Annotated in this window: 20 protein-coding genes and 1 pseudogene; 12 read left to right on the top strand and 9 right to left on the bottom strand. The window is 55.7% G+C overall.

The window, feature by feature from the left end; all coding sequences use genetic code 11:
* Positions 1–74 precede the first annotated feature (74 nt).
* Complete coding sequence (locus IGS16_RS10565; RefSeq protein WP_297085321.1) at positions 75–2,345, bottom strand: tetratricopeptide repeat protein; 2,271 nt, start codon at positions 2,343–2,345, stop codon at positions 75–77.
* A gap of 685 nt (positions 2,346–3,030) precedes the next feature.
* A complete protein-coding gene (locus IGS16_RS10560) occupies positions 3,031–3,345 on the bottom strand; it encodes an RNA-binding protein (RefSeq protein WP_068511627.1) in 315 nt (104 codons plus the stop codon).
* A gap of 279 nt (positions 3,346–3,624) precedes the next feature.
* Here IGS16_RS10560 and IGS16_RS10555 point away from each other — a divergent pair, with 279 nt between their 5' ends.
* A complete protein-coding gene (locus IGS16_RS10555) occupies positions 3,625–4,935 on the top strand; it encodes a HAMP domain-containing sensor histidine kinase (protein WP_297085320.1) in 1,311 nt (436 codons plus the stop codon).
* Between the two features lie 417 nt (positions 4,936–5,352).
* Here the strand turns inward: IGS16_RS10555 and IGS16_RS10550 are convergent.
* Positions 5,353–6,282 (bottom strand): annotated as a pseudogene (locus IGS16_RS10550) (transposase).
* Positions 6,283–6,367: 85 nt separating this feature from the next.
* On the opposite strand from IGS16_RS10550, the gene IGS16_RS10545 reads away from it, so the two are divergent.
* Complete coding sequence (locus IGS16_RS10545) at positions 6,368–8,620, top strand: SulP family inorganic anion transporter (protein ID WP_297085319.1); 2,253 nt, start codon at positions 6,368–6,370, stop codon at positions 8,618–8,620.
* A 76-nt stretch (positions 8,621–8,696) separates the two neighbouring features.
* Here the strand turns inward: IGS16_RS10545 and IGS16_RS10540 are convergent, their stop codons facing one another.
* The 3 genes from IGS16_RS10540 to IGS16_RS10530 all read right to left on the bottom strand — a co-directional run bounded on the left by IGS16_RS10540 (position 8,697) and on the right by IGS16_RS10530 (position 10,293).
* The gene (locus IGS16_RS10540) at positions 8,697–9,224 is read right to left on the bottom strand and encodes a GIY-YIG nuclease family protein (RefSeq protein WP_297085318.1); all 528 of its coding nucleotides are present in this window, start codon (positions 9,222–9,224) and stop codon (positions 8,697–8,699) included.
* A gap of 161 nt (positions 9,225–9,385) precedes the next feature.
* Entirely contained in the window at positions 9,386–9,934 is a 549-nt protein-coding gene (gene purE / locus IGS16_RS10535) for a 5-(carboxyamino)imidazole ribonucleotide mutase (RefSeq protein ID WP_297085317.1), read from the bottom strand.
* 47 nt (positions 9,935–9,981) lie between these two features.
* Entirely contained in the window at positions 9,982–10,293 is a 312-nt protein-coding gene (locus tag IGS16_RS10530; RefSeq protein ID WP_297085316.1) for a hypothetical protein, read from the bottom strand.
* 290 nt (positions 10,294–10,583) lie between these two features.
* On the opposite strand from IGS16_RS10530, the gene aroC reads away from it, so the two are divergent.
* Together aroC and IGS16_RS10520 are read left to right on the top strand one after the other, a co-directional pair.
* Positions 10,584–11,672 carry a chorismate synthase gene (aroC, locus tag IGS16_RS10525; RefSeq protein ID WP_297085315.1) on the top strand — a complete coding sequence of 363 codons (1,089 nt, stop codon included), beginning with the start codon at positions 10,584–10,586 and terminating at the stop codon, positions 11,670–11,672.
* A 9-nt stretch (positions 11,673–11,681) separates the two neighbouring features.
* Positions 11,682–12,116 carry an NUDIX hydrolase gene (locus IGS16_RS10520; RefSeq protein ID WP_297085314.1) on the top strand — a complete coding sequence of 145 codons (435 nt, stop codon included), beginning with the start codon at positions 11,682–11,684 and terminating at the stop codon, positions 12,114–12,116.
* Here IGS16_RS10520 and IGS16_RS10515 read toward each other — a convergent pair.
* Positions 12,052–12,633, bottom strand: coding sequence for a hypothetical protein (locus IGS16_RS10515; RefSeq protein ID WP_297085313.1), 582 nt, complete (start codon positions 12,631–12,633; stop codon positions 12,052–12,054). The genes IGS16_RS10520 and IGS16_RS10515 overlap by 65 nt on opposite strands.
* 146 nt (positions 12,634–12,779) lie before the next feature.
* On the bottom strand, positions 12,780–14,636 hold the full coding sequence (locus tag IGS16_RS10510; protein WP_297085312.1) for an alpha-amylase family glycosyl hydrolase: 1,857 nt from the start codon (positions 14,634–14,636) through the stop codon (positions 12,780–12,782).
* Positions 14,637–14,967: 331 nt separating this feature from the next.
* On the opposite strand from IGS16_RS10510, the gene IGS16_RS10505 reads away from it, so the two are divergent.
* Positions 14,968–16,629: an alpha-amylase family glycosyl hydrolase gene (locus IGS16_RS10505; protein WP_297085311.1), complete on the top strand. Its 1,662-nt coding sequence runs from the start codon at positions 14,968–14,970 to the stop codon at positions 16,627–16,629.
* A 3-nt stretch (positions 16,630–16,632) separates the two neighbouring features.
* Here IGS16_RS10505 and IGS16_RS10500 read toward each other — a convergent pair whose 3' ends face one another.
* Complete coding sequence (locus IGS16_RS10500) at positions 16,633–17,667, bottom strand: aspartate carbamoyltransferase catalytic subunit (RefSeq protein WP_297085310.1); 1,035 nt, start codon at positions 17,665–17,667, stop codon at positions 16,633–16,635.
* 166 nt (positions 17,668–17,833) lie between these two features.
* Here IGS16_RS10500 and IGS16_RS10495 point away from each other — a divergent pair, with 166 nt between their 5' ends.
* The 7 genes from IGS16_RS10495 to IGS16_RS10465 all read left to right on the top strand — a co-directional run bounded on the left by IGS16_RS10495 (position 17,834) and on the right by IGS16_RS10465 (position 23,657).
* Positions 17,834–18,484 carry a hypothetical protein gene (locus IGS16_RS10495; RefSeq protein WP_297085309.1) on the top strand — a complete coding sequence of 217 codons (651 nt, stop codon included), beginning with the start codon at positions 17,834–17,836 and terminating at the stop codon, positions 18,482–18,484.
* Between the two features lie 121 nt (positions 18,485–18,605).
* Positions 18,606–19,250, top strand: a complete 645-nt coding sequence (locus IGS16_RS10490) for a hypothetical protein (RefSeq protein WP_297085308.1) — start codon at positions 18,606–18,608, stop codon at positions 19,248–19,250.
* Positions 19,251–19,269: 19 nt separating this feature from the next.
* On the top strand, positions 19,270–19,707 hold the full coding sequence (locus IGS16_RS10485; RefSeq protein ID WP_297085307.1) for an NUDIX hydrolase: 438 nt from the start codon (positions 19,270–19,272) through the stop codon (positions 19,705–19,707).
* A 70-nt stretch (positions 19,708–19,777) separates the two neighbouring features.
* Entirely contained in the window at positions 19,778–20,581 is an 804-nt protein-coding gene (locus IGS16_RS10480) for a M48 family metallopeptidase (RefSeq protein ID WP_297085306.1), read from the top strand.
* A gap of 252 nt (positions 20,582–20,833) precedes the next feature.
* On the top strand, positions 20,834–21,376 hold the full coding sequence (gene nrdR / locus IGS16_RS10475; RefSeq protein WP_297085305.1) for a transcriptional regulator NrdR: 543 nt from the start codon (positions 20,834–20,836) through the stop codon (positions 21,374–21,376).
* 404 nt (positions 21,377–21,780) lie between these two features.
* On the top strand, positions 21,781–22,746 hold the full coding sequence (locus IGS16_RS10470) for a 30S ribosomal protein S1 (protein WP_068509274.1): 966 nt from the start codon (positions 21,781–21,783) through the stop codon (positions 22,744–22,746).
* 179 nt (positions 22,747–22,925) lie between these two features.
* A complete protein-coding gene (locus tag IGS16_RS10465; protein WP_297085304.1) occupies positions 22,926–23,657 on the top strand; it encodes an HAD family hydrolase in 732 nt (243 codons plus the stop codon).
* The last annotated feature ends 21 nt before the right edge of the window (positions 23,658–23,678 follow it).

Genomic DNA, 23,678 nt, shown 5'->3' with positions numbered 1-23,678 from the left:
TTTTAGATTTTGGATTTTGGATTTTACACCTTGGAAGTGTGCGGCAAGCCAAAACCCAAATCCCCAAGCCAAAATCAATATCGTTCCCAATAAGGTTGATGCCCCCGACGGCGCAATAGATTCAGTTCGACTTGCTGGAGGCGATCGCCCACGGTCGGATCAGTCACACCCTGTGCTTCTTGGGCGGTCCGCACCTGTCGCAGTTGTCGAATGCCGCGATGAAGCTGGTCTTGCACAAGATACAGTTCTGCAATTACGCGCTGCGTTTCTAGGTCGTTTGGGCGCAGGGCCAGGACTTGCTGGTAGAGTCGCTGGGCAGCGGCGTATTGCTGTTGCTGGAACCGCACGCCTGCTAGGGCAGAGAGCGCACCGACCTCATTGGGCTGTACTGCCAGGATGCGCTCATAGGCCTCACTTGCCAGCGTCAAATCGCCCAGCGTTTGCGCCAGTTCGCCCTGGATAAAATAGCCAGCAATCGGGTCATCTTGTCGAGCCAGGATCTCGGACAAGCGCGATCGCGCTGCTTCTGGGTCGCGTTGGGCAATGACTTGCAGCAGTCGCCGCTCGATGGGTAAGGAGTTGGGAGACGTTTCCAGCAGGCTAAGATACAGCGGTTCTCGCTGCTCGGTGGCAGGCAACGCGCCAACCAGGGCATAGAGTTCGGGATAGGCAGGCTGGGGCGAGTTGTCCGCCAGCCATTGCGCTAGGGCTTGCTCGGCGGCGGCATCAGAGATTTCGCCCAATTCATATTGGTGACTCAGTTGGGCAATCTGGGTGCGGGGCTGCTCTGGTTCGCGGCGGCGGATTTCGTCATAGAAGCGGCTGACGGATGCCAGGTTTCCCTGCTGGCGGCGAATGCTGCTCAGTCCCAGCAGCGCGTCCAGCTTTACAGAACTGGGGACATTTTGAGACAGGATGCTTTCGTAGCGGCGGGCGCTGGCCTCCAGGTTTCCGGTCTGCCGCTCTAGGTCGGCCAGCAGCAGGTCTGCGCCAACGTCGCCGCGTCCTGGTCGCGTGTTTTGATAGGCCAGCAGCGATCGCCGTGCGTCGTCCCAGTTGCGCTGCTGGAGGTGGATTTGGGCGATGCGGAAGTGCAAAAACGGCACGTCTACCTCAGATTGCAGCAGGCTCTCGTAGATTGGCAGCAGGGCGGCAGGTGGCGGGTCAAGCTGGGTCAGGGCGATCGCCACCGATTGCCGCTCAAACCTGGCCTCGGGCAGCGGTTGTAGCGCATCTTGTAGTTGTGTTTGCAGCGTTGCCAGACTGATTTGGCCGAGCTGCTGCTCCAGCACCCGCCGCCGAACCAACAAGCTGCGATCGCCCGGATATTGCTCGCTCAACTGCTGGTAAATCCGCAGCGCCTCGGCCCGTCCCGCGACCGATTCGCTCAACACATCCGCTGCCTCAAGCTGCACACCCAGGGACGGTTCGGCGGTGGTGCGGAGGGCCTGTCGATACAACTCTGCTGCCTGCTGGAGCAGTTGCGGGTCGCGTTCGCGGCGGCCGATGGTGCTGAGGGCGCGGGCTAGGGGCAGGATGGCATTGGCTTGCTGGCGCAGTGGCTCCAGGGCTTGTAGCGCGTTGGGGAGTTGCTGATCAAGCTGGTAGGCGATCGCCAGGGTGCTGCGGGCATCCGGGATGAGCCAGTCAGGAACTCGCGGCCGCCGGAGCGTGGCTTCTAAAAGCTGAATCGCCTGCGCCGGGTCGCCCGTTTCTGCCAACGTGCGGGCATAGGCCGTCAGCGCTCCGTCAGGAATTGCCTGTCCCGTGGCGCGATAGCGGGCAAAGAGGGTTTGCGACCGGGCATAGTCGCCGCTGTAGGCGTAGACCTGCGCCGCGCCCAGCAGCGCCGCCGGGCGGGGATTGTCGGCTAGCAAGCGGTCATAATCTGCAAAGGCTTCGGCATAGCGCCCCTGATAGCCCAAAAGCAGGGCACGCTGGGTGCGAGCATCGGTGTCGTTGGGGGAGAGTTCTAGCAGTTTGCTCAGCGCGTCGATGCCGCCCGCCTGCCATTCGGGTCGATAGCCACCCAGCAAGCCAATGGCGCTGAGGGCAGTTCGGTTCGTTGCGTCTTGCGCCAACACTTGCTGATAGGCGTTCCAGGCATCGGCATCGCGGCCCGCCCGCTGATAGGCGATCGCCAGTCCTAGCCGGGCATCTAGCGAGTTGGGCAACTGCCGCAGCGCTTGCTGAAAGGCGGCGATCGCATCGTTTACCCAGCCGCGCTCTAGCAGCGCATAGCCATTTCGTACTGCCGCTGGGCGAGTTGTTTGTGTGAATCCTGAGGGGGCGATCGCACCGCAAAGACTGACGGTCAGCCCCAAAACGCCGAGCCATCTTCCCATTCTTTTCATCTGAACTGTTCCTCCTGGAGGGGTTTCAGGCTATCTCCATCAGGACTTTTGAATCGATGCAAGATATGACACGACAAGACTCGCACCTGCAAAATGCAGGTGATTATCATCAAGCAGGCATTTCAGAATCCAGCACTATGCAATCAGTTTCCGCACTAAATTGCACAGTAACGTGACTCAGAAATAATGCATATTTGATGAGAACCTATACTCGCCTTGGAATGCGATCGCACGCACCAAACACATCCCATCATTCAAGCTCCTGATGTCCTCCTGATGTGCTCCTGATATAGCTGTACAGCATCAGCCAATGCGCCACAAATCCAGACTGGGTCAGGGAAACCCCCTTGATGAAAACCCTGAGAACGTGCCCGAATCCAACCCTGAGACTCAATAAAAACCCTGAAAACCAGCAAAGTAGCTCAGTTTATCTACTTATTTCGTAACCCACTCCTCTCCTTCTCTGTACTAGGAGAATCGTTGAGATCCGTATAAATTTTATGTAAATTCCCGCTAGAGGAGAGATCCAGAGGATAGCGAGAGGTGCTGGGAATGCAACAGACGGACGCACCGATGGGGCACAAGATGGGCCCAGAAGGGGGCATAAAAAAGCGAGGCGCTGACTACTCAGACCTCGCTCGTTACAAAGTTTTACAAATCTTGGGTACAGGCTTGCTTAGAAGCGGCGATCGCCCCGGCTATATTCGCCGCCGCCATTGCCGCCCCAGCTATTGGCCGGGCGCTTTTCTTCGCGGGGACGGGCTTTGTTCACCTTCAGATCGCGCCCCATCCAGGTCGCGCCATCCAGCGCCTCGATCGCCGCTTGCTCCTCACTTTCCGACGACATTTCCACAAAGCCGAACCCACGAATCCGACCTGTTTCCCGGTCTACCGGAAGCTGAACCCGCGTAACCGTACCATAATCCGAGAAGACGGTTTGCACCTCTTCCTGCGTAACCTTGTAGGAAAGGTTACCAACGTAAATCGACATGGAGTAACTCCGACAGTTAAAGCAATTGCAAAGGCTGGAGATTCAGAGCAGCGCCCGCCAACAAATTGATCCGGTTCGCTCAATCAGATTTGCTCTATCGAATATCTAAATCCGATGCGCTTAATCAGATGAACTCAGATGAAATTAAACCGATAAACTTGTAAACAAACTCGTCAACCGAAACTAAAGCCTCAACCGTCAGTCTAACACGGGCGCGGGGCGGAAGCGGCGATGAAAGCCCGCTGTCACGAATCCCTGCTCCTTCTCCCCGAACCCCTCATGTTTCAGGCTACTCGCCGCCGCCTTGCTCTGTGGTACACCGCCGTTACAGCCGTGCTGCTGATTGTGTTTGCCAGCGGCGTGTATCTCTATGTGCGGACGACCCTGATCGAGCGGATCGACGACACGCTGAGCCATGTGGTGGAGGTGGTGGGGCGATCGCTCGTGATTGAACCCGCCAACCCGGCTAGGGGTCTGCCGCCACGGGTCAACATCGAGGCCAGCTTTCGCGACGACTCCGACTCGGTAGAAGACGACCATATCGACCTGGAATGGTTCGACCCGGCGGGAACACTGCTCTGGTCTACGTTTTCCTCTACGCCAGAGATTCCGCTGCATCCCAACAGCAACGGCGAGACGGTTCATGTAACGGAGGATTTGCTGCTGCGACAGGTGACGCAGCGCATTGAGGCGGGCGGGCAACTGCTGGGCTATCTGCGCGTCAGCCACCCCTGGTTTGAAGTGACGAAGCCCACGCGACAGCTCATCCGCGATCTGGCGCTGGGAACGGCGCTGCTGGTGGGCACGGTGGCAGGCATCGGCTGGCTGCTGTCGGAGTTGGCGATGGCCCCGGTGCGCGAGTCTTACCAACGGCTGAAGCAGTTCACTGCCGATGCGTCGCACGAATTGCGAAACCCCATCGCCGTGATCCAAACCAATGTGCAGGTGGCGCTGGCCGATGCGGAACCCGACCCTGCGATGCAGCAGCAGCAGCTTAAAGTGATCGAGCGGCTGACGCGGCGACTGGGGCGGCTGGTGGATGATCTGTTGTTTCTGGCGCGGCAAGACAGCGGTACAAAACTGGCCCGACGAGAGGCGATCGCCCTGCCTGTGCTGCTAGAAGAGGTGCTAGAGGAACAGGAGAGCATCGCCGCCGACAAGCCCGTATCGCTGAATTTGGAAATCAGTCCGGAGCTTCAGCAATTGCCTGATGCCGTGCAGATACAGGGCGATCGCGATCAGCTCATTCGCCTGTTTACGAACCTAATCGGCAACGCAATTCAGTACACGCCTGCGAACGGCAAAGTAACCGTCTCAGTGAATCGTAATAAACACAATCCAGCGCAGGTTCAGATTCAAGTCCGCGACACGGGAACAGGCATTCCAGCGGAATCGCTTCCATACTTGTTCGATCGCTTCTATCGCGTTGATCCCGCCCGCACCTCCGACAGCCGCAGCAAGGCCAGCGGTGGCTCCGGCCTCGGACTGGCGATCGCCAAAGTGATTACCGAAAACCACCACGGACAGATCCAGGTAGACAGCGAACTGGGCAAAGGGGCAGTATTTACAGTAACGCTGCCTGCGGGGTGAGCAGGGGTTGGCGTGTTGCAAATGAGAAGATTGGATCGCCCGTCCCTCTCAGCACCGATATCTTCGGGCGATCGCCCTCATCTCTAAGCACCCGCACCTCTGGGCGATCGCCCTTCATCTCCTAGCACCCGTACCTTTCGGCGATCGCCCCCCTGATCCCTTTTGGGACGTTGCACACTGACCCAAGTCTATCGCTACTCAACCTCTGCGGCTGACCCGAAAGCGGCTGGGAGTGTTCGGCTTGACCCAGATTTCGAAAAACCGAGCCTTCGTAAGTGGGGGGCGAATCGCTTACCCAACCGGAAGCTGACAGAACCGGGGCGCTGAGGGCTAACGGTTTAAATCAGCGGCAGCAAAAACCTTCAAGCCAGAAGTGTTGAATCCAGATAGAAAACTTTACATTTTAGCTTACAAGAGTCATACGAGTGTTTCGGGCAGCAGATCGTAGCTCCAATGAACCATTGAGCAGCGACGGCTCAGTTCCAGTTGTAAATACCGAAACTTGTCGAGCAATTCACTACCATAGAATGCTGGAATTTCGATTAACAACAAGATTAAATAAGTGATGAGTACCATATAAATCTGAATACTCACCCCATTCACATTCTTTGTGATGAGATGATCGAGCTTTAAGTGCATCTTGAGAAACTTCCATAACACCTCAATTTGCCAACGATGCCGATAGGTATCACTGATTTCTTCGTTGCTCATCTCATTGACATTAGTTGCCAGACGAAACTCGCTCCGACTCTCCGACTCTCCAAATCACAGAACCCAACCACGCGGTAACGGTCGGGGTCAAGTTCAGTCTTCATATTGTTCTTGATTCGCACTACAAACTTTGTTTGAGTGAGACTCATTTGGTCGAGAAATTCCCAGCTTGCGAAGCCTCTATCCATGATGCCGATGCCGTTTTCGGGAATCATCGTGCTAATCGAATCGGCAAACTTTGCATCATGTCCTTGCCCAAAATTAATCAAGCATTCACTCGAATGTCCTTGCTCTAAGTTGATTCCATTCAGTAATTTAACTTGGTGATATCCTTGCAGCCAAAATAGCTTGCTAGTGAGTGTAACGATGGTTGAATCAATGGGAAAAAGTATCTGAGCCGCGGTCGGCTTTTGGCGCTTTACTTGCTCAATCAACTGTGCATAGATTCGACAAAAGTGCCCATCCGTTCGAGTTTTGCAAGCTTTAAAATAAGTCTCTCATGCTGGTTAAGCCCCTGTCCAACACAAAGGTCAACCAGATTTCAAAGAACAAGCGCGAGTTCAAAACGGGATAGTCATGGGGACAAAGCTGCATCAAGATCGATTTGACAAGTTTCGGAAATGAGGCTATCATCAGGCATCATTTTTTGTTTGTTAGGGGACAGAATACTGCATTCTGTCCCCTTTTTTCGTCGCTTAATCTATCTTTCAACACTTCTGCCATGCCCCCTACCGCTAAAGCCCGCTGGACTCGCCAGAACTTTCGTGCCCTGATCCGACAGGAATTGCAGCCCAGTCGATTGATTCCCACGCTCACGGCGGGCATGATTGCAGGTATTTTTCTAGTTGTTTACGCCGTTTCGTTTGGCGCATTGATCTTTTCGGGTGAGCTAACGCCCTTCGTCTCAACGGGCATTGGGCTGGTTCTATTTACTGCGATTACGGTCAGTATTATTGTAGCTTTGGGCAGTTCGCTGCCTGGAGTTTTGATTATTCCGCAAGACGGCCCAGGCGTGATTCTGTCGCTGCTGATCAGCGCAATGGTGATGAAGCTATCTGGGTCGGCTACGCCAGCAGAATTGTTTGCAACGGCGGTGATGGCGATCGCCACTACTTCTCTGCTAACAGGCGTGGTGTGCTTTTTGCTAGGAACCTACCGCTTGGGAAACCTGACCCGGTTTGCACCCTATCCGGTGATCGGTGGCTTTCTGTCCGGCACGGGATATCTGATAGCTCAAAGTGGCTTTAGCTTGCTGAGCGATCGCTTTTTTAGCTTTGCTGAAATCAGCACCTTGCTTCAGCCACAACTTTTGATTCGCTGGGTTCCGGGAGTGATTTTTGGTCTGCTTTTGCTCTGGATTTTGCGCTATCGAGATGGCATTTTTATCGTGCCTGGAATGGTGCTTTCTGGGTCGCTAATTTTTTATGTATCGCTGTTTCTAACCCAGACCAGTATTGCCGAAGCAAGAGAATATGGATTGTTGCTACCCGAATTTCCACAAGGGGCCCTCTGGCGACCGATTGAGCCAAGCCTACTGTTCCAAGCAAACTGGCAGGCAATCGGAAAACAGCTTCCCCGAATAATTAGCATTATGCTGGTGACGGTCATGATGCTGCTACTAAACTCTACTGGAATTGAGCTGGCAAGTAGACAAGATATTGATCTGAATCAGGAATTACGAGCCGCTGGGTTGGGCAATATTATCGCTGGATTGGGAGGCGGCATTATTGGATTTCATGGGCTGGGTTTGTCCACGCTTTGCAGTGTAAAAATTGGCGCAAAAAGCCGATTTGTTGGGATTTTAGCTGCCCTGGTTTGTGTGGTAATTCTGTTTTCTGGAGGACTCGCTGCCCTGATTCCAAAAGCAGTTTTGGGCGGCATGTTGGTGTTTTTGGGACTCAGCTTTTTGGTGGAATGGGTGTATGACGCATGGTTCAAGCTTTCCAAGGCCGACTATGTTTTGGCGCAAATAATCCTGCTGGCGATCGCCCTGGTGGGTTTCTTAGAAGGCGTGGGGTTAGGATTAGCCATTGCGATGGTGCTGTTTGTGGTGAACTACAGTCGCACTCGCGTCGCAAAGCACGTACTGTCGGGTACAAACTATCGCAGCCGCGTAGGGCGATCGCCCGCCGAGCAGCGCACCCTGCGCCAAGAAGGTGAGCAGCTTTATATTCTTGACCTCCAGGGATTTCTCTTTTTTGGCACAGCAACGACGCTCATCAACCAAATTCAGCAGCGTATCCAGGCAGAGCAATTGGTTTCGCCAAAGTTCGTTGTTTTGAATTTTCAAGCTGTTACAGGACTCGATTCTTCGGCTGTGTTGGGGTTTGAAAAGCTCAAGCAAATTGCCCAGAGAGAATCCTTTAACCTATTGTTTACGCACCTTTCTCCTGAGATTTCAGAACAGATTCAGCGTAGCGGCTTGATTCAAGAAGATGACCCAACTTGCCTGATTTTTCCAGACCTGGATCGCGGCGTAGAGTGGTGTGAAAATCAAATTTTGTCTGCTATTTCCTGGCGGCGTAAGAAGTCTTTGCCGCTGGTATTGCAGCTCGAAAGCTGGTTTCCCAACTCGCCCCAAATTGCCGAGATAGAAGCTTATCTGGAAGCGTTGGATCTGGAGGCAGGAGACGCGCTGTTTCGGGAGGGCGAAGCGGCGATCGCGCTTTACATTATCGAGTTTGGTCAGGTGACGGTGTGGGCGCAGGCAGACCAGCAGGTGACGGCGACACGCTTGCAAACGCTGGGAGCCGGAAGCTTTGTGGGCGAGATGGAATTTTTCTCGGAAACGGCGCACCAAACTACGGCGATCGCCGATATGCCCAGCACGATTCACCAACTCACCCGCACGGCCCTGACCGAAATGCAGTCCGAAAATCCGCAAGGGGCGATCGCCTTTCAAAAAGCCATGAATCAGCTCATGGCTGAGCGCCTGTATCAGGCGTATCAGGAAATTAATCAACTGCTTGATTAGAGATCAGGGGTCAGGGGTCAGGGGTCAGGGGTCAAGCTGAGCATAGCTGCCTCCTCCCACCTCGTCCCTGCCACCTCTAAGCAGGCTTCAGCCCCAGCAGCCCCTCTTCCTTGAGCTTGGGGTCAAACCGGATAGCAGTCGTCACGCCGCGATCGCCCAGCGCTTTCAGCACTTCTGCCTCGACCCGTCGCGCGACCTGCTTTAGTGCTTTGATTTTGCCCTGGTCGTCGGCGCTGGCATAGTCGGCCTGCTCCTGCGGGGTCATGCGGACTTTGGCATCAATGGGCTGATTCCACTGCGCTTCTTCATCGCCGTTGCCGGGGGGCGTTGCGCCGCTTTCGGCAATCCACTCGCTGCGGATGGTTTCTAGCAGGGTGCGGCTGGGGCGATCGCACGTCCACACCTTCACCCAATGGCAGCCCTGCGGCACGCGCACGAGATGTTGCAGCAGGCTGGCAGTCACGTCGCGAGAATAGCCGATGTATTGCAGAGCGTGATCGGCATCGAAAATGGCGTAAGCGCCTACTTTTCCGTCAAATTCGTGGATAATTTCGCCCTGGTCATCCAGGTAAGGCGAAAAGGGTAGTTCTGCGAGGGGAGGCATGGGCAGGGGGGTGGGTGAATCGCTGGGGCTTTGGAGATCCCCCCTAGCCCCCCTTAATAAGGGGGGAACCGGATCGGAAGTCTCCCTTACCAAAAGGAGGAACCGGATCGGAAGTCCCCCTTAATAAGGGGGATTTAGGGGGATCGCACGTGGACAACGAGCTACGACATTTGCTGGAGATACGCCTGGTATCCTACCGCATCGAGCTTCGACTGTTTTTCTAGCACCATGTCGCGCAGGCTCTGGCGATAGCGCTGCACCTGGGCGAGCAGGTCGGGCTGCTGACAGGCGAGGATTTGCACGGCCAGGAGTCCGGCATTTTGAGCATTGCCGATCGCCACCGTTGCTACCGGGATTCCGGCGGGCATTTGCACGATGGAATAGAGCGAGTCTAGTCCTTGCAGATGGCGGCTGGCCACAGGCACGCCGATGACGGGCAACGGCGTCAGCGCGGCCACCATGCCCGGCAAGTGCGCCGCCCCGCCAGCCCCAGCGATAATCACTTTAAGTCCTCGCTCGTGGGCGGTCTGGGCATAGTCCACCATGCGCTCTGGGGTGCGGTGGGCGGAGACGATCGCCACTTCGCAGACGACCTGGAACTGTTCGCAAATGGCGATCGCCCCCTGCATCGTGGGCAAGTCAGAATCGCTGCCCATAATAATGCCCACCGCAGGATGGGCGGCGGGCGATGGTGTGGATAGTTGTGTCATGTCAAGCAGGAAATGGATTCAACGAGAAACACAGAGCAAATGCGCCCTTACTCATCGTCCATTAGACCAAAGATCACCGCGCAAAACGCAAACGCCAGCACCAGCGGCATCGGCGACTGGAAATATACGCCCAGACCTGCCGAAATTACGGCTCCCGCCCAGGCCGCACTCAGCCACAGTCGCTCCTGAGGGCTAAAGCCTTTTTCTGCCTTGATGGACAGCAATGCTTCTGTAGGGATAGGCAGGGGCATCACGGCGTGGGGCGGAAACGCCCAATATTCACGGCGCTCCTGAAACAGATCCGTCCAACCGTTTTGGAGGCACCATTCTTGAATCCATTCGGTACAGTACTTGTTCATAGCCACGGCGGATCGATCGACAAAAGAGGTTAAAAAAAACGAAGATCCCGAAGAATGCTGGATAGCATCAACCATTCGGAACCCAAAGCAGCGCTAAAAGCTAAGAAAAACTAGAAAAAGCTCGATAGCAAAGCTCGACTGCTTGCTATGTTTGTAGACTAACAGAGCGGAGTAAATGCCCGGTTGACAAGACATCAAATGTTACTTAACAACCAGTTAGAATAGAAGGCTGCTGGGTTGAAAACAGCGTCAGTTCAAGCGGTTCAACGGATTTTCCACCGGGTTTCAGTATGGGCAGCACCTTTGGGCATTTGTTTAGAATTACAACATTTGGCGAGTCGCACGGCGGCGGCGTGGGCGTGGTGATTGACGGTTGCCCGCCCCGCGTGGAGATCTCCGAAGCCGAGATTCAAACAGAGCTAGACCGCCGCCGCCCCGGCCAGAGCCATATCGTCACGCCGCGCAAAGAAGAAGACCGCTGCGAGATTCTATCGGGCGTGATGGATGGCAAGACACTGGGCACGCCGATCGCCATTTTGGTGAGAAACAAAGACGCGCGATCGCAAGACTATGACGAAATGGCGGTGAAATATCGCCCCTCCCATGCCGACGCAACCTACGACGCGAAATACGGCATCCGCAACTGGCGCGGCGGCGGGCGCTCCTCGGCGCGGGAGACGATTGGGCGCGTGGCGGCAGGGGCGATCGCCAAGAAAATTCTGCACCAGATCGCAGGCGTGGAAATCATCGGCTACGTCAAGCGCATCAAAGACCTGGAAGGCGCGGTCGATCCCAACACCGTGACGATGGATCAGGTGGAAAGCAACATCGTCCGCTGTCCCGATGACGAATGCGCCGAGCGGATGATCGACCTGATCGAGCAAACTGGGCGATCGGGCGACTCCATCGGCGGCGTGGTGGAATGCGTCGCCCGCTCTGTCCCCAAAGGACTCGGCGAACCCGTGTTCGACAAGCTCGAAGCCGACCTAGCCAAAGCCGTCATGTCTCTGCCCGCCAGCAAAGGCTTTGAAATCGGCTCTGGCTTTGCCGGAACCCTGCTCACCGGCATTGAACACAACGACGAATTCTACATCGACGACCAAGGCGAAATTCGCACCGTCACCAACCGCTCCGGCGGCATCCAGGGCGGCATCTCCAACGGCGAAAACATCATCCTGCGCGTCGCATTCAAGCCCACTGCCACTATCCGCAAAGAGCAGCGCACCGTGACCACCGACGGCGAAGAAACCGTCCTCGCTGCCAAAGGTCGCCATGATCCCTGTGTGCTGCCCCGCGCCGTGCCAATGGTCGAAGCGATGGTCGCCCTCGTCCTCTGCGACCACCTGCTGCGCCATCATGGGCAGTGCGAGTTGGTCTAGGAGTGGAGAATGAAGGGGCGGATTCGACCCATTGTGCTGTGCTTGTTTCGACATCAAGACCGCATCCTCGTTTCCCGCGACTATGATTCCGTCAAGCAGTCCGACTATTATCGACCGCTGGGCGGCGGCATCGAATTTGGCGAAACCAGCCGCGATGCGCTGATCCGCGAGATGCGCGAAGAACTGGGCGCAGAAATCGAGCAGTTGACCTGGCTGGGCACGTTAGAGAATCTCTTTACGCTGGAGGGCGAGCCGGGTCATGAAATTGTGCTGATTTATGATGCCAAATTTTGCGATCGCACGCTCTACCACCAGCCACATCTCCACGGTTCCGAAGGGGGCAAGCCCTTGCTGGCCGAGTGGAAATCCTTATCGGAGTTTAGCAATGCAGCGCTACGACTGGTTCCCGATGGACTGAAGGACTTTGTGTTGAGACATTCGTGATCTGCAAGGATTCTGATTCTCTGAACAGGAAATAGGGATAGTCCTGCTCGTTCGTAAACACATAGGCCGCGATTGCGTTTGGGTCATCAATCACGCCTGCTGCCAGCTTTGAGGCGGCGTAAATGTTGGCATAGCGGAGCGCCTGTTTTATAACCTGGTGTCGCCGGACTCGGACTTTTTCCTGCTGGGCCTTTTTATTGCCGCCAGTCCGATTTAGGCATTTAACCTCCACCACGGCAAATCGCCCTGCCCCGTCGGTAAACACCAAATCGCCCCGTCCTTTGTGCCCTCGTCCGGGTTCGACTTCCCACTCGTTTTCAACGACATAGGGATAGTCAGGCAGGAGGCGATCGCTATTTAAAACCAGCGTTCGTTTTAGCTCATACTCTCCGTTATGATCCCAATCGCACCCTGCAAAATAGTTGCGAAGAACGCGATCGCGGTGTTCAATTTCCTGCTGATTCATAATCTCGCTCAGTGCTTTGAACTCGTTGCCAAAAGCTTCATGATTTCTCAAGGCAACTTCGCGAATATAGGGGTGCGGAAGTTACCCCATTTTGAGGGGGATGAGCGAACTTGCAAAATCGGCAGAGGAGAGGAAGTGGAGACGCTACGTCACATTAGCGCCATTTCCCGACTAATCGAGCAGTGGGCCAGGCCAACTTAAGCCAAGATCATCATGCCTGCGGGCGGCAAGTTGACGCGAACCACCCGCCGGTCTTGATAATGCTCCACGATGACGGTTTCATCCGTCGGCGGGTTCTGGAGTTGCTCGTCGCTCCAATCGCTGTTGTATAGCACCGTCATGGTTGAGCCGTTGGGATGCAGCGATCGATCGATCGTCACATACGCGCCTCGCCCTTCTGTGCCGTGGGTGTTCAGCACCATTAGCACTTCTGCATTGAACTGAATTTGTGACCAGGCGGCCAGTTCGCCTGCGCCGGGATAAGAAAAGGGACGATCCATAAACGAGGTTTCGCGGGGATAGTGTTGCCCTCGGCGCAGGGCGCGGCCGATGCGATCGGGACGCTGGCGCACACGGGCGATCGCCGCGATTCGCAGATAGGTCGGGTGCTGTGGGTTAAAAAAGTGGCATCCCTCGGTGCCAAACGCGCCAAACTTGCCGCCAAACATACACTCGCGGATGTAGCGGTCGATATAGGCGTGCTGCGGCTCGATGCCATAGTCGTGGTAACTTTCGGAGCCATCGAGCGCCTGCTCGGTGCCGTAGTAAATCGACGGCACCCCCGGCATGGTCAGCATCACCCCGACCGCGTGGGCCGCCTGATGATAGCGGGTGGGGAGGTTGCTACCCGCCGCAAACCGCTGCTTTGTTGGCCGCGAACACATATCGTGGTCGTCCAGCACCGAAACATGATACGTCCCCAACTGGCGGATGCTGCCCGAAAGCTGCGCCTCGTCATACAGCCCGAAATAAGCACCGGGATGGCCCAGCCCCTTCACCAGCGCCATCAGGTTATTTGGCGCGGCGGCAATATCCAGCACCGAGTCCAGATTGCGCCCAAAGATGTCGCGATAGCCCTGCACCAGGTTTTCATCCGTCAGTTCCCCCGCCAGCAAAAAGTTTTCCTTGCCAATAGCCTGGGCATAGCCGTGGATCTCGCTGCAAAATCGGCGCGAGGAGGCAGGCGAAACGTGCTTGACGGCATCTACCCGAAAGCCATCGCAGTCCGTCAGCGCAATCCAGTATTGATAGACCTTGGCCAACGCCGACAGCGTTTCCTTATTTTCCAGGTTGAAATCGCGCAGTTCAAAAAAGTCGCCCTGACGAAACTCCACGTAGGGATTGAGCGGGTCTTCCCACGGCGACACTTCCCACTGGCTAATCATGCCTGCCCGGTTATACCAGTCTGGGTTTTGAAATTCTTCGGGAAACACTCCATCCTCCAGCGTGAGGGGCTGGGGAATGCTGCGGCTTTCGTGCGATCGCCAGCCGTGAATCTCGTAAGGCGGCGAAAAGCGGTAGGGCATCGTTTCTGCCGGAGAACCATCTGGGCCGCGATAGTACCAATTGCTGCCGCTGTGGTTGTAGATAACATCCAGAACCACGTACATGCCGCGATCATGCGCCGCATCGACTAGATCCCGCAGGTCTTGCCGTGTGCCAAAGCGCGGGTCAACCTCTAAAAAATTCTGAATCCCATAGCCGTGATAGGTTTCGGTATCGATCCGCTGCTTCCAGGGGGGATTCAGCCAGAGCGTGGTCACACCCAAGTTTTGGAGATAGTCTAGCTTGCTAAGAATGCCCTTTAGCGTGCCGCCGTTAAACCGATTGCCTGCGGCCATCCAGGCGGCCTTGCTCTCGGCGCGAAACTGTTCTGGCTGATGGCGATCGAACATCGGCCGCTCTCCCTCGCGGCCATCGCTGAAGCGGTCTGGCAACAGCTGGTAGAGAAACTGATCGCGCCAGGACAAAGGACTGGGAAACACGCGGCCGCGAGGATTCAGATCTGCATCTGCCAGCCGCCGGGGAGCCTGCGGTTCAATAACAGTCAGCATTATTTTTAGATTTCTAACGTCCATGAGGAGCAATGTGCCCAGATCATAGTTGGCGCAACCGAAAACCCTTGGTCAAGGGGAATACGTTAAGGGGGCGATCGCTCCTCTATCCGTTCTACAGCGTTTTTGAAGCTAGTGAGGCACACGGATGGTCAATAAGCCCTTGCCTCGTGAGGGCAGCATGTGCCTCACCCCGCAAGAAAATGCTGTATTCCTCTTGCCCTATTTCTAAGGTTCTATTTCTAACGCCCTATTTCTATTGCCAGATGTGCCTAATCCTGGCATCACCAATAATAAAATCGCTAGTTCAAACTTTCCTGACGAAAAAACTATGGCAAGTCCTATTGAATTCAGTTTGTTTGCGCCCTACAACGAAGCCGTATCGCTCATTGGTTCCTTTTCAGACTGGGAAGAAATCCCCATGAAAAAGGGAAAAGACGGCTTCTTTCGGGTTAGCGTGGATTTGGAAGATGGTGTTTATAACTATAAGTTTCGAGTTCAAAGTAAGTCCTGGTTTTTTGAACCCAATCAATGGGTCGATGTGACTGATCCCTACGCCACCGACGTAGATGGAAAATCTTCTGAAGAGAACGCCATTGCGCGAATTAAAGACGGTAAGCGAATCGTCGATACCTACGTTTGGCAATATGACGACACGCCGTTGCCTGCCGACCACGAGCTGGTGATTTACGAAATGCATGTGGCAGACTTTTCTGGCGGCGAAGATGACCCCCACGCCCGCGGACAATACAAGCATGTCATCGAAAAACTGGATTATTTGTGCGAATTGGGCATCAACGCCATTGAGCTAATGCCTGTGAAAGAGTACCCCGGAGACTATAGCTGGGGCTACAACCCGCGCCACTTTTTTGCCACCGAGTCGAGCTATGGATCTACAGCTGACCTCAAGCGGCTGATCGACGAATGCCATCATCGAGGCATTCGCGTGTTCATGGATGGGATTTACAACCACTCGGAAGCGTCGTCGCCGCTGACGCAGATCGACCACGACTATTGGTATCACCATGAGCCGCGCGACCCCGACAACAATTGGGGACCAGAGTTTAACTACGAACATTACGACGAAAATCTGGAAACCTATCCTGCCCGCCGCTTCATTGGCGACACGGTGCGCTACTGGGTGCGCGAATACCATTTGGACGGCATTCGGTATGATGCGGCACGTCAGATTGCGAACTATGATTTCATGCACTGGATCACGCATGAAGCCAAGGAAACCGCAGGCGCAAAACCATTTTTTAACATTGCAGAACACATTCCCGAAACCACGAGCATTACCAATGTAGACGGGCCGATGGATGGCTGCTGGCACGACAGCTTTTATCACACGGTGCTGGCCCACATCACGGGCGATACCTTTGACCTGGAGTCGCTAAAAGACGTGATCGATGCCAAGCGCCAGGGCTTTATGGGCGCGACCAATGTAGTGAACTATCTGACTAACCACGACCACAATCATGTGATGGCGGAATTGAGCGATCGCCAAATTTTTGACGAAGCCGCATTCCGTCGAGTCAAGCTGGGTGTGGTGCTGCTGATGACGGCGATGGGCGTGCCGATGCTGTGGATGGGCGAGGAATTTGGAGAGTACAAGTATAAAACTCCTGACCCTGCCAAGATTGACTGGACGCTGTTGAGTAACGACCTGAACCAGGGCTTGTTTGACTATTACAAGGGGCTAATTGCGCTGCGGAAACATAACGCCGCTCTGCACACTGCAAACGTCGAGTTTTTCCACGAAAATCCTGAAGTCAAGGTGTTGGCCTATACCCGCTGGAATGACGAAGGCTCGCGCGTGGCGGTGGTAGCAAACTTCTCCGATCAGTTTTTGGCGGGCTATACCGTACCCAACTTCCCTGCCAATGGCACCTGGCACGAATGGACGGGCAACTATGAAGTGCAGTCTGGCGACGACCAGTTGATGACCGACCTGGGTGAGTTTGAGGCAAAGGTGTTTGTTTGGAAGGGATAACCCTCAGCCTTTGCCGCTGCCCATCAGGTAGAGCAACGCCATCCGCACGGCCACGCCGCTCGTCACCTGTTGCGAAATCAGGCTAAAGTCGGGGTCATCCATCAGTTCGGAGCTAATTTCCACGCCGCGATTCACTGGGCCGGGGTGCAGCACTTTGACGCTGGGTTTGCAGCGCTGGAGGCGATCGCCCGTAATGCCAAACTGCTGGTGATATTCGCGCAGACTGGGCAGCAGATGGCTGGTCATCCGCTCTTTTTGCAATCGCAGCGTCATTACAAAGTCGGCGTTTTCGAGCGCAGGATCGAGTTCCCAGTGGAGGGTCGGCGGAATGATAGCGGCGTGGGGGAGTGGGTTAGCCTTCTCCCCTGCTTTTTTCGACGGCGATTTCACAAATTCTGCAAACCAGCGGGGCAGCAGCGTGGGCGGGCCGGCCAGGTGAACCTCTGCGCCGCTGGTGGTTAGGCTCCAGAGATTGGAGCGGGCCACGCGGGAATGCAGAATATCCCCCACAATCGCAATTTTCTTGCCGCGCAGCAGTTCCACGCGGGGATGGTTGTGATCCAGCAGCGTGCAGAGGGTAAACAGGTCGAGCAGCCCTTGCGACGGGTGTTCGTGCTGGCCGTCGCCTGCATTTAGCACGCCGACGTGAGTATTGAGCCGATCCATTTCCTGGGCGATCGCCTGGGGCACGCCTGCTTCTTTGTGGCGAATCACCATCATGTCCGTGCCCATTGCCAGGTAGGTCTTCGCCGTGTCGAGGATGGTTTCGCCCTTGGTGAGGGATGACGTGCCGGGGGCAAAGTTGAGCGTGTCAGCAGAGAGGCGCTTGGCGGCCAGTTCAAAACTGCTGCGGGTGCGGGTGGAGGACTCAAAAAACAGGTTGGTAATCACCTGCCCCTGGAGGGCGGGCACTTTTTTGGTGCGGGTGGACAGCACTTCGCGGAAGCTGGCCGCCGTTTGCAGCACAGTGTCGTATTCCGCTGGCGAAAAGTCGGCCAGCGAAAGGACATGGCGGCGCGTCCAGTTTGGGGTCACCATAATGGTCATATGCAATACGATTTAGAGTTTAGACCATTGCTCTACTTCCTCCGCACCCGATTCGGCAGAATCCGCAAAGTTTAGGGCGATCGCCCTTCTCAGCCGCACTCCCTCTGCCAAACCCTGCTGTTCGATCCGTCTAGAACCCTGTCATGAAATTTCCTGTATGAAACCGAGAGTGCTGAAACTGGGGATGAGCCGGATGCAAAGGGCGATCGCCCCACCCCGCCAACTTTCTGCCTGCCTGCTTTTCCTGCTGACTGTGCTGCTTCTGGCAAGCTGCGGCAGCCGCACAACTGCCCCACCCGACTCTGCATCGCCCCAGTCGCCAAGCCGCACACCCATCGCGGCATCTTCCCCAAACAGCCCCAGCCCTGGAAGCGCCGATAAACCTGCCGCGCCTGCCGCCAGCCCCGCCTCACCCCAATCCCTCGCTGCGCCAATTTCTCCCACCGCTGCCCCCCAACTGACCACCGTCACGGTTTACCAGGCCGATGACCAGTGCGTGAACTTTGTGCCAGAACAGGTGCAGGTGCCCGCTGACCAAGCGATGCAGGCGGCCGTGGGCAAGGTGCTGGAAAAACAGGGGGATGGCGACTTTGACCTGGGCGGCTATCGCGTCAGCCTGAATGCCCAAACGGGCGAAGCCACGGTCGATCTGCGCCTAGTGCCGGGGTCAAAGCGGCAAATCGTTTCCCTGTCGGCGTGCGAACAGTTTGCGCTGTTTGGCAGCCTGCGCGAAACCCTGATGAAAAATTCTGCCTGGAATGTGAAGTCTGTCCGCTTTACCGAACGCGGGGAGGAGATTGTATTGTGAAAGACGCGGAAGTAAACCGTCGCAGCATACTAAGGCAGAATCCTAAGTCAGTGTTAGAGCCAAGTTCTACGTCACTCAAGCATCCTGTTTCTAATTGCTCGATTCCCCAACTATTCCTCCCATGCCTAAAGCCCCCATCCTCCAGCCTGATCAGTCTTACACGTTTGCAGATTATTTCAGGCTCAACTTTGCGCCGAGGGATATTCTGGCTCATTTTGGGGTGACGCTCCAGAAGCGGGCGATCGCCTTTTTGCCTTATAGAGGAGAACTGGATCGACTGGACAGCCTGCAACAGCGCATTGAAGAGAGTCTCCCCCGACTCAGCCTGACCAGTGAAGCGGCGCGGCGCGAGTTTTTGATTGCCCCTGTGCTGACGGATGTGCTGCACTACACGCAAGCATTGCTGAATGTAGAATACCCAGTGGCGGTGAGCAATCAGCTTAAGGGATCGCTGGACTATTTTCTGCAAACGGACGTGACAGTTTTGGTAATTGAAGCCAAAAACGAGGACTTGGAGCGGGGATTTGTGCAGCTAGCAGTAGAGCTAATTGCGCTGGATCAGTGGATCGAGTCGGAGCAAGGGGTGCTGCCGGGGGCAGTATCGACCGGGAGCATCTGGCAGTTTGGCCAATTTGACCGACAGACACGACAGGTAACGCAGGATCTTAACCTGTACCGGGTTCCGGCAGATCTGGAGGCGCTGCTGCGAATCCTGGTGGGCTTGCTGAAGCCTGCACCGGGCGATAGCGTGGGGGCAGAACCTTAGCGCCTAGCCCAAATCACTTATGTCTCAAGTTCATGTGGCGATCGCCATTCTGCATCAAGACGGTCAGTTTCTCTTGCAACTGCGGGACGACATTCCGGGGATCTATTACCCTGGTTGCTGGGGTTTCTTTGGGGGCCATATCGAGCCGGATGAAGCGCCCGATGTAGCAGTGCGGCGGGAACTGCTGGAGGAAATTGGCTACGCGCCGCCTGTGCTAGAGCCGTTTGCCCGCTATGAACTAGAAGACGTGGTGCGGCATGTGTTTCATGGTCGCCTGGATGTGCCCGTAGATTGCTTGCAGTTGAATGAAGGCTGGGACTTGGGGCTGCTCAGCCTGGAGGATATTCAGCGGGGCGATCGCTACTCAGCACGGGCGGGTCAGGTGCGGCCACTGGGACAGCCCCATCGCAAAATCTTGCTGGAGTTTGTGGAACGGGGTTTTCTGAAGTCGGCTTGATTCAGGATTTTCGTGGATTAGACCAGTTTTTATGAGCGATGCGTTTAGTCAACAAAGAGAGCGTGGCACAATGAGCCATCAGGGGGCGCTGGGTGCAAACACGGCGGGCGATTCTCTACCCCGTTCAAACGGGAGTTCAAACGGCTTAGACTACCGCATTCGCGTCAGCAAGCGGGCCAAAAGTATCAATATTCACGTCTCGCATTGGGGCGACGTGGAAATCGTCATTCCCCACAGCGTTGACCCGCGCCAGGTGCCGGAGATTGTGGAGCGGCGACGGGAATGGATCGTGCGGACGCGACAGCGCTTTCTGGATCGCCAGGAAACCATGCCGCTGGACGTGGTGCAGCCCTTGCCGGAGGAAATTCAACTGCGATCGCTCCCCGAAACCTGGACTGTCATCTACGCGCCTGCCCCTGGAACCCAGCTCACGGCCACCACCCGCAGCCCTCGCCAGCTTCACGTCCACGGCCCGACGGAAAATCTAGAAAGCTGCCAATCGCTCCTGCGGCGCTGGCTCAACCGCAAGGCGACCTACCACTTTTTGCCCTGGCTGCGGCAGGTGAGCCGCGAGATTGACCTGCCCTACACCAGCGCCTCTGTCCGCCAGCAAAAGACGCGCTGGGCCAGTTGCTCCAGCAAACGCACCATCAGCCTAAATGCCAAGCTGCTGTTTTTGCCTGCGCCGCTGGTGCGCTACGTGTTTATTCACGAACTGTGCCACACGGTTCACATGAACCATTCCGCCCAGTTTTGGGCGCTGGTGGGCAAAAAAGAACCCAACTATGAACGGCTGGATCGGGAACTGCAAAAAGCCTGGTGCTATGTGCCTGCCTGGGTGGAGCGATCGCGCCCCACCAGCGCCACCCAATAACCCAATAAACTCACCTCAAAGTCTATGTTAGAAATTTTGAAAACTGGAGTATCATGACACAGCCAAAGGACGCAAGCCGTGAATTGGGTGCCTCAGGAATCGACTCCAGTGGATTGCCAGAGGTCTGTTCTGGCGCTCGGAGGGAAAGGGCGATCGCCCTGCTCACCAAGAATCCCCGTGAAACCACAGCCGCACCCCGGATCAAGCCCATGTCATTATATTTTGTATAACCTTGCCTAAAAGGCGGTTCCCATGAGGTGTCCCTTCTGTCAATTTACCGACAACCGCGTTCTGGAATCTCGCTCGGCCGAGTCGGGGCAAAGCGTCCGGCGGCGGCGCGAGTGCCTGAGCTGTGGGCGACGGTTCACCACCTACGAGCGCATTGAATTTGTGCCCGTGATTGTGGTCAAGCGGAATGGCGCACGGGAATCCTTCGACCGCTCCAAGGTGCTGCGCGGCATCATGCGGGCCTGCGAGAAAACGGGTATTCCCCATTTAGAACTGGAAAATCTGGTAGACGAAATCGAGGCCGAGCTTCAGCAGCGGTCGGTGCGCGAAGTGCCCAGCCAGGAAATTGGCGAACTGGTGCTGGATCGGCTGCAAGACCTGAACGAAGTCGCCTATATCCGCTTTGCCTCAGTCTATCGCCAGTTTCGTGGCATTCGTGATTTTGTAGACACGCTCAACCAACTTCAGGGCGCATTGGGAAACGGCAGCAAGTCTGAGCGGAGAGGGGCGATCGCCCCTGCGGTTCTAGACCCCTCTGAGCAGGAAGACGAGCTGGGTGTCTTATAAGGCAAGCCACGGTCACCCATTATTCTGCTGTAAATTTGGGGCAGCCAGCCGCTCAATGAAGCCCTGTTTGCACGAGCTTCAGCCAGACAGCCCCCCACACGCGAGAAAATTGCAAAGTTATACATGAATTCCGCAAAAGTCTGGCTACCTGAAGGGCGACCGTGGGGTATGATAGATCTCCTAGGGTTAGCAACAACTTCGGTGCTGCGCTTACAATAGAAGGCGGCTAGAATGGCAGCGTCTAAAACGCAGAATCTTGGAGTATCTGGTTACGCCCCTTTGGGTGTACATCTGTCAGTCCAGCGCTAGCTCGTGCCAGCGGCGGTCAGGCATGTTGTGCATTAGCTTAAGGAGAATGTCGGCCCAACAAAAACTACGGAGACGAACACTAGGAAACGATTAGCATGGTCAATCAGGAAAAAGTAGACATTGGTTTTACGCACGAAGACTTTGCCGCTCTTCTCGACCAGTATGACTATCACTTTAGCCCCGGTGATATTGTGGCGGGGACGGTGTTTAGTTTAGAGCCGAGGGGCGCTCTGATTGACATTGGCGCTAAAACGGCCGCCTACATCCCCATCCAGGAGATGTCGATCAACCGCATCGATACGCCGGATGAGGTATTGCAATCCAACGAAACCCGCGAGTTTTATATCCTCACCGACGAAAACGAAGAAGGCCAGCTAACGCTGTCTATTCGTCGGATTGAGTATATGCGGGCGTGGGAGCGTGTTCGTCAGCTTCAGGCAGAAGACGCAACGGTTCGCTCTGCCGTGTTTGCGACCAACCGGGGCGGTGCCTTGGTGCGGATTGAAGGGCTACGCGGCTTTATTCCAGGCTCCCACATCAGCACCCGCAAGCCCAAGGAAGACCTGGTGGGCGAAGAACTGCCCCTGAAGTTTTTGGAAGTGGACGAAGAGCGCAACCGTCTGGTGCTGAGTCACCGCCGCGCCCTGGTGGAGCGCAAGATGAATCGCCTAGAAGTGGGCGAAGTGGTGGTCGGCACGGTGCGCGGTCTAAAGCCCTACGGTGCGTTCATCGACATCGGCGGGGTCAGCGGTCTACTGCACATTTCCGAAATCTCTCACGACCACATCGACACGCCGCATAGCGTCTTTAATCAAAATGACGAAGTGAAGGTCATGATTATTGACCTAGATGCCGAGCGGGGCCGGATTTCGCTGTCTACCAAGCAGCTTGAACCCGAACCGGGTGACATGGTGAAAAACCCCGATGTGGTTTACGAGAAGGCAGAGGAGATGGCTGCCCGCTGGCGAGAGCAGAAGCTCCAGCCCGCGCAGTCGGCTGATGCTGGGCTTCCAGAGACAGCAGACTACGAGGTTGAGGAAGTGCTGCTGGCTGCTGAGTAAGCGTCTAGCGTTTGGAGTCCTACCGCTTGAGACTAGAGGCTCAGTGCAGTAGGACGAATAAGTTGATTACAACATGTTAATCGTTGGCGTTTCAGATGGAGACGCTTCTGACTGAGGAGGGGTTGTCCCTCCTTTTTGTTTGTTAGGACTGACGCAATGGGTGTGCTTTTGGGGCAAGGATGCTGATTTGGTGTGGTTCGGTGATGTTTTCAGACGTGCAGGCGATGGTCTTTGATAAGGACGGCACGCTGGCAGATTCAGCACATTTTCTGCGGATGCTGGCCCAGCGGCGATCGCGCTTGATTGATGCCCGCGTTCCCGGCGTGGAAAGCCCCCTCCAGCTTGCCTTTGGACTGGACGGGGATCAGTTAAATCCGGCTGGATTGATGGCCGTGGGCACCCGCCGCGAGAACGAGATTGCAGCCGCCGCCTACGTTGCGGAAACGGGGCGCGGCTGGCTAGAGTCGCTGGCTTTAGTACAGTCGGCGTTTCTAGAGGCGGATCAGTCTTTTTCACGCAAGGCCGATCATACGCCCTGCTATGAAGACGGGGCAGAAACGCTGCAAAGACTGGCGGCCGCGGGTCTAAAGCTAGCGATTTTGTCGTCGGATACAACGGCTCAGGTGGTGGACTTTGCCGACCGCTACGAACTCACGCCCTATTTGCAGGTGTGTCAGGGAACCGATGAGGGGCCGAGCAAGCCCGATCCGATTTTGCTGGAACAGGTTTGCGGGAAATTAGGCGTGTTGCCAGGACAAACGCTGGTCGTGGGTGATTCACAAGCGGATGTGCAGTTGGCGATCGCCGCTCGAGCGGCCGGATGTATTGGCATTGCCCGAAATCCGGCTGCTGTATCCGGCCTGGCAGGAGCCAGCAGCGTGATTGAAAGTCTTCAAGAAATCCGTCTCTGATGCTGTCTGAATAAAAAAGGA

The organism is Thermoleptolyngbya sp. C42_A2020_037 (assembly GCF_015272455.1).
GTDB lineage: Bacteria > Cyanobacteriota > Cyanobacteriia > Elainellales > Elainellaceae > Thermoleptolyngbya.
Note: the sequence above shows the minus strand (reverse complement) of the source record. Positions and strands in the feature narration are given on the sequence as shown.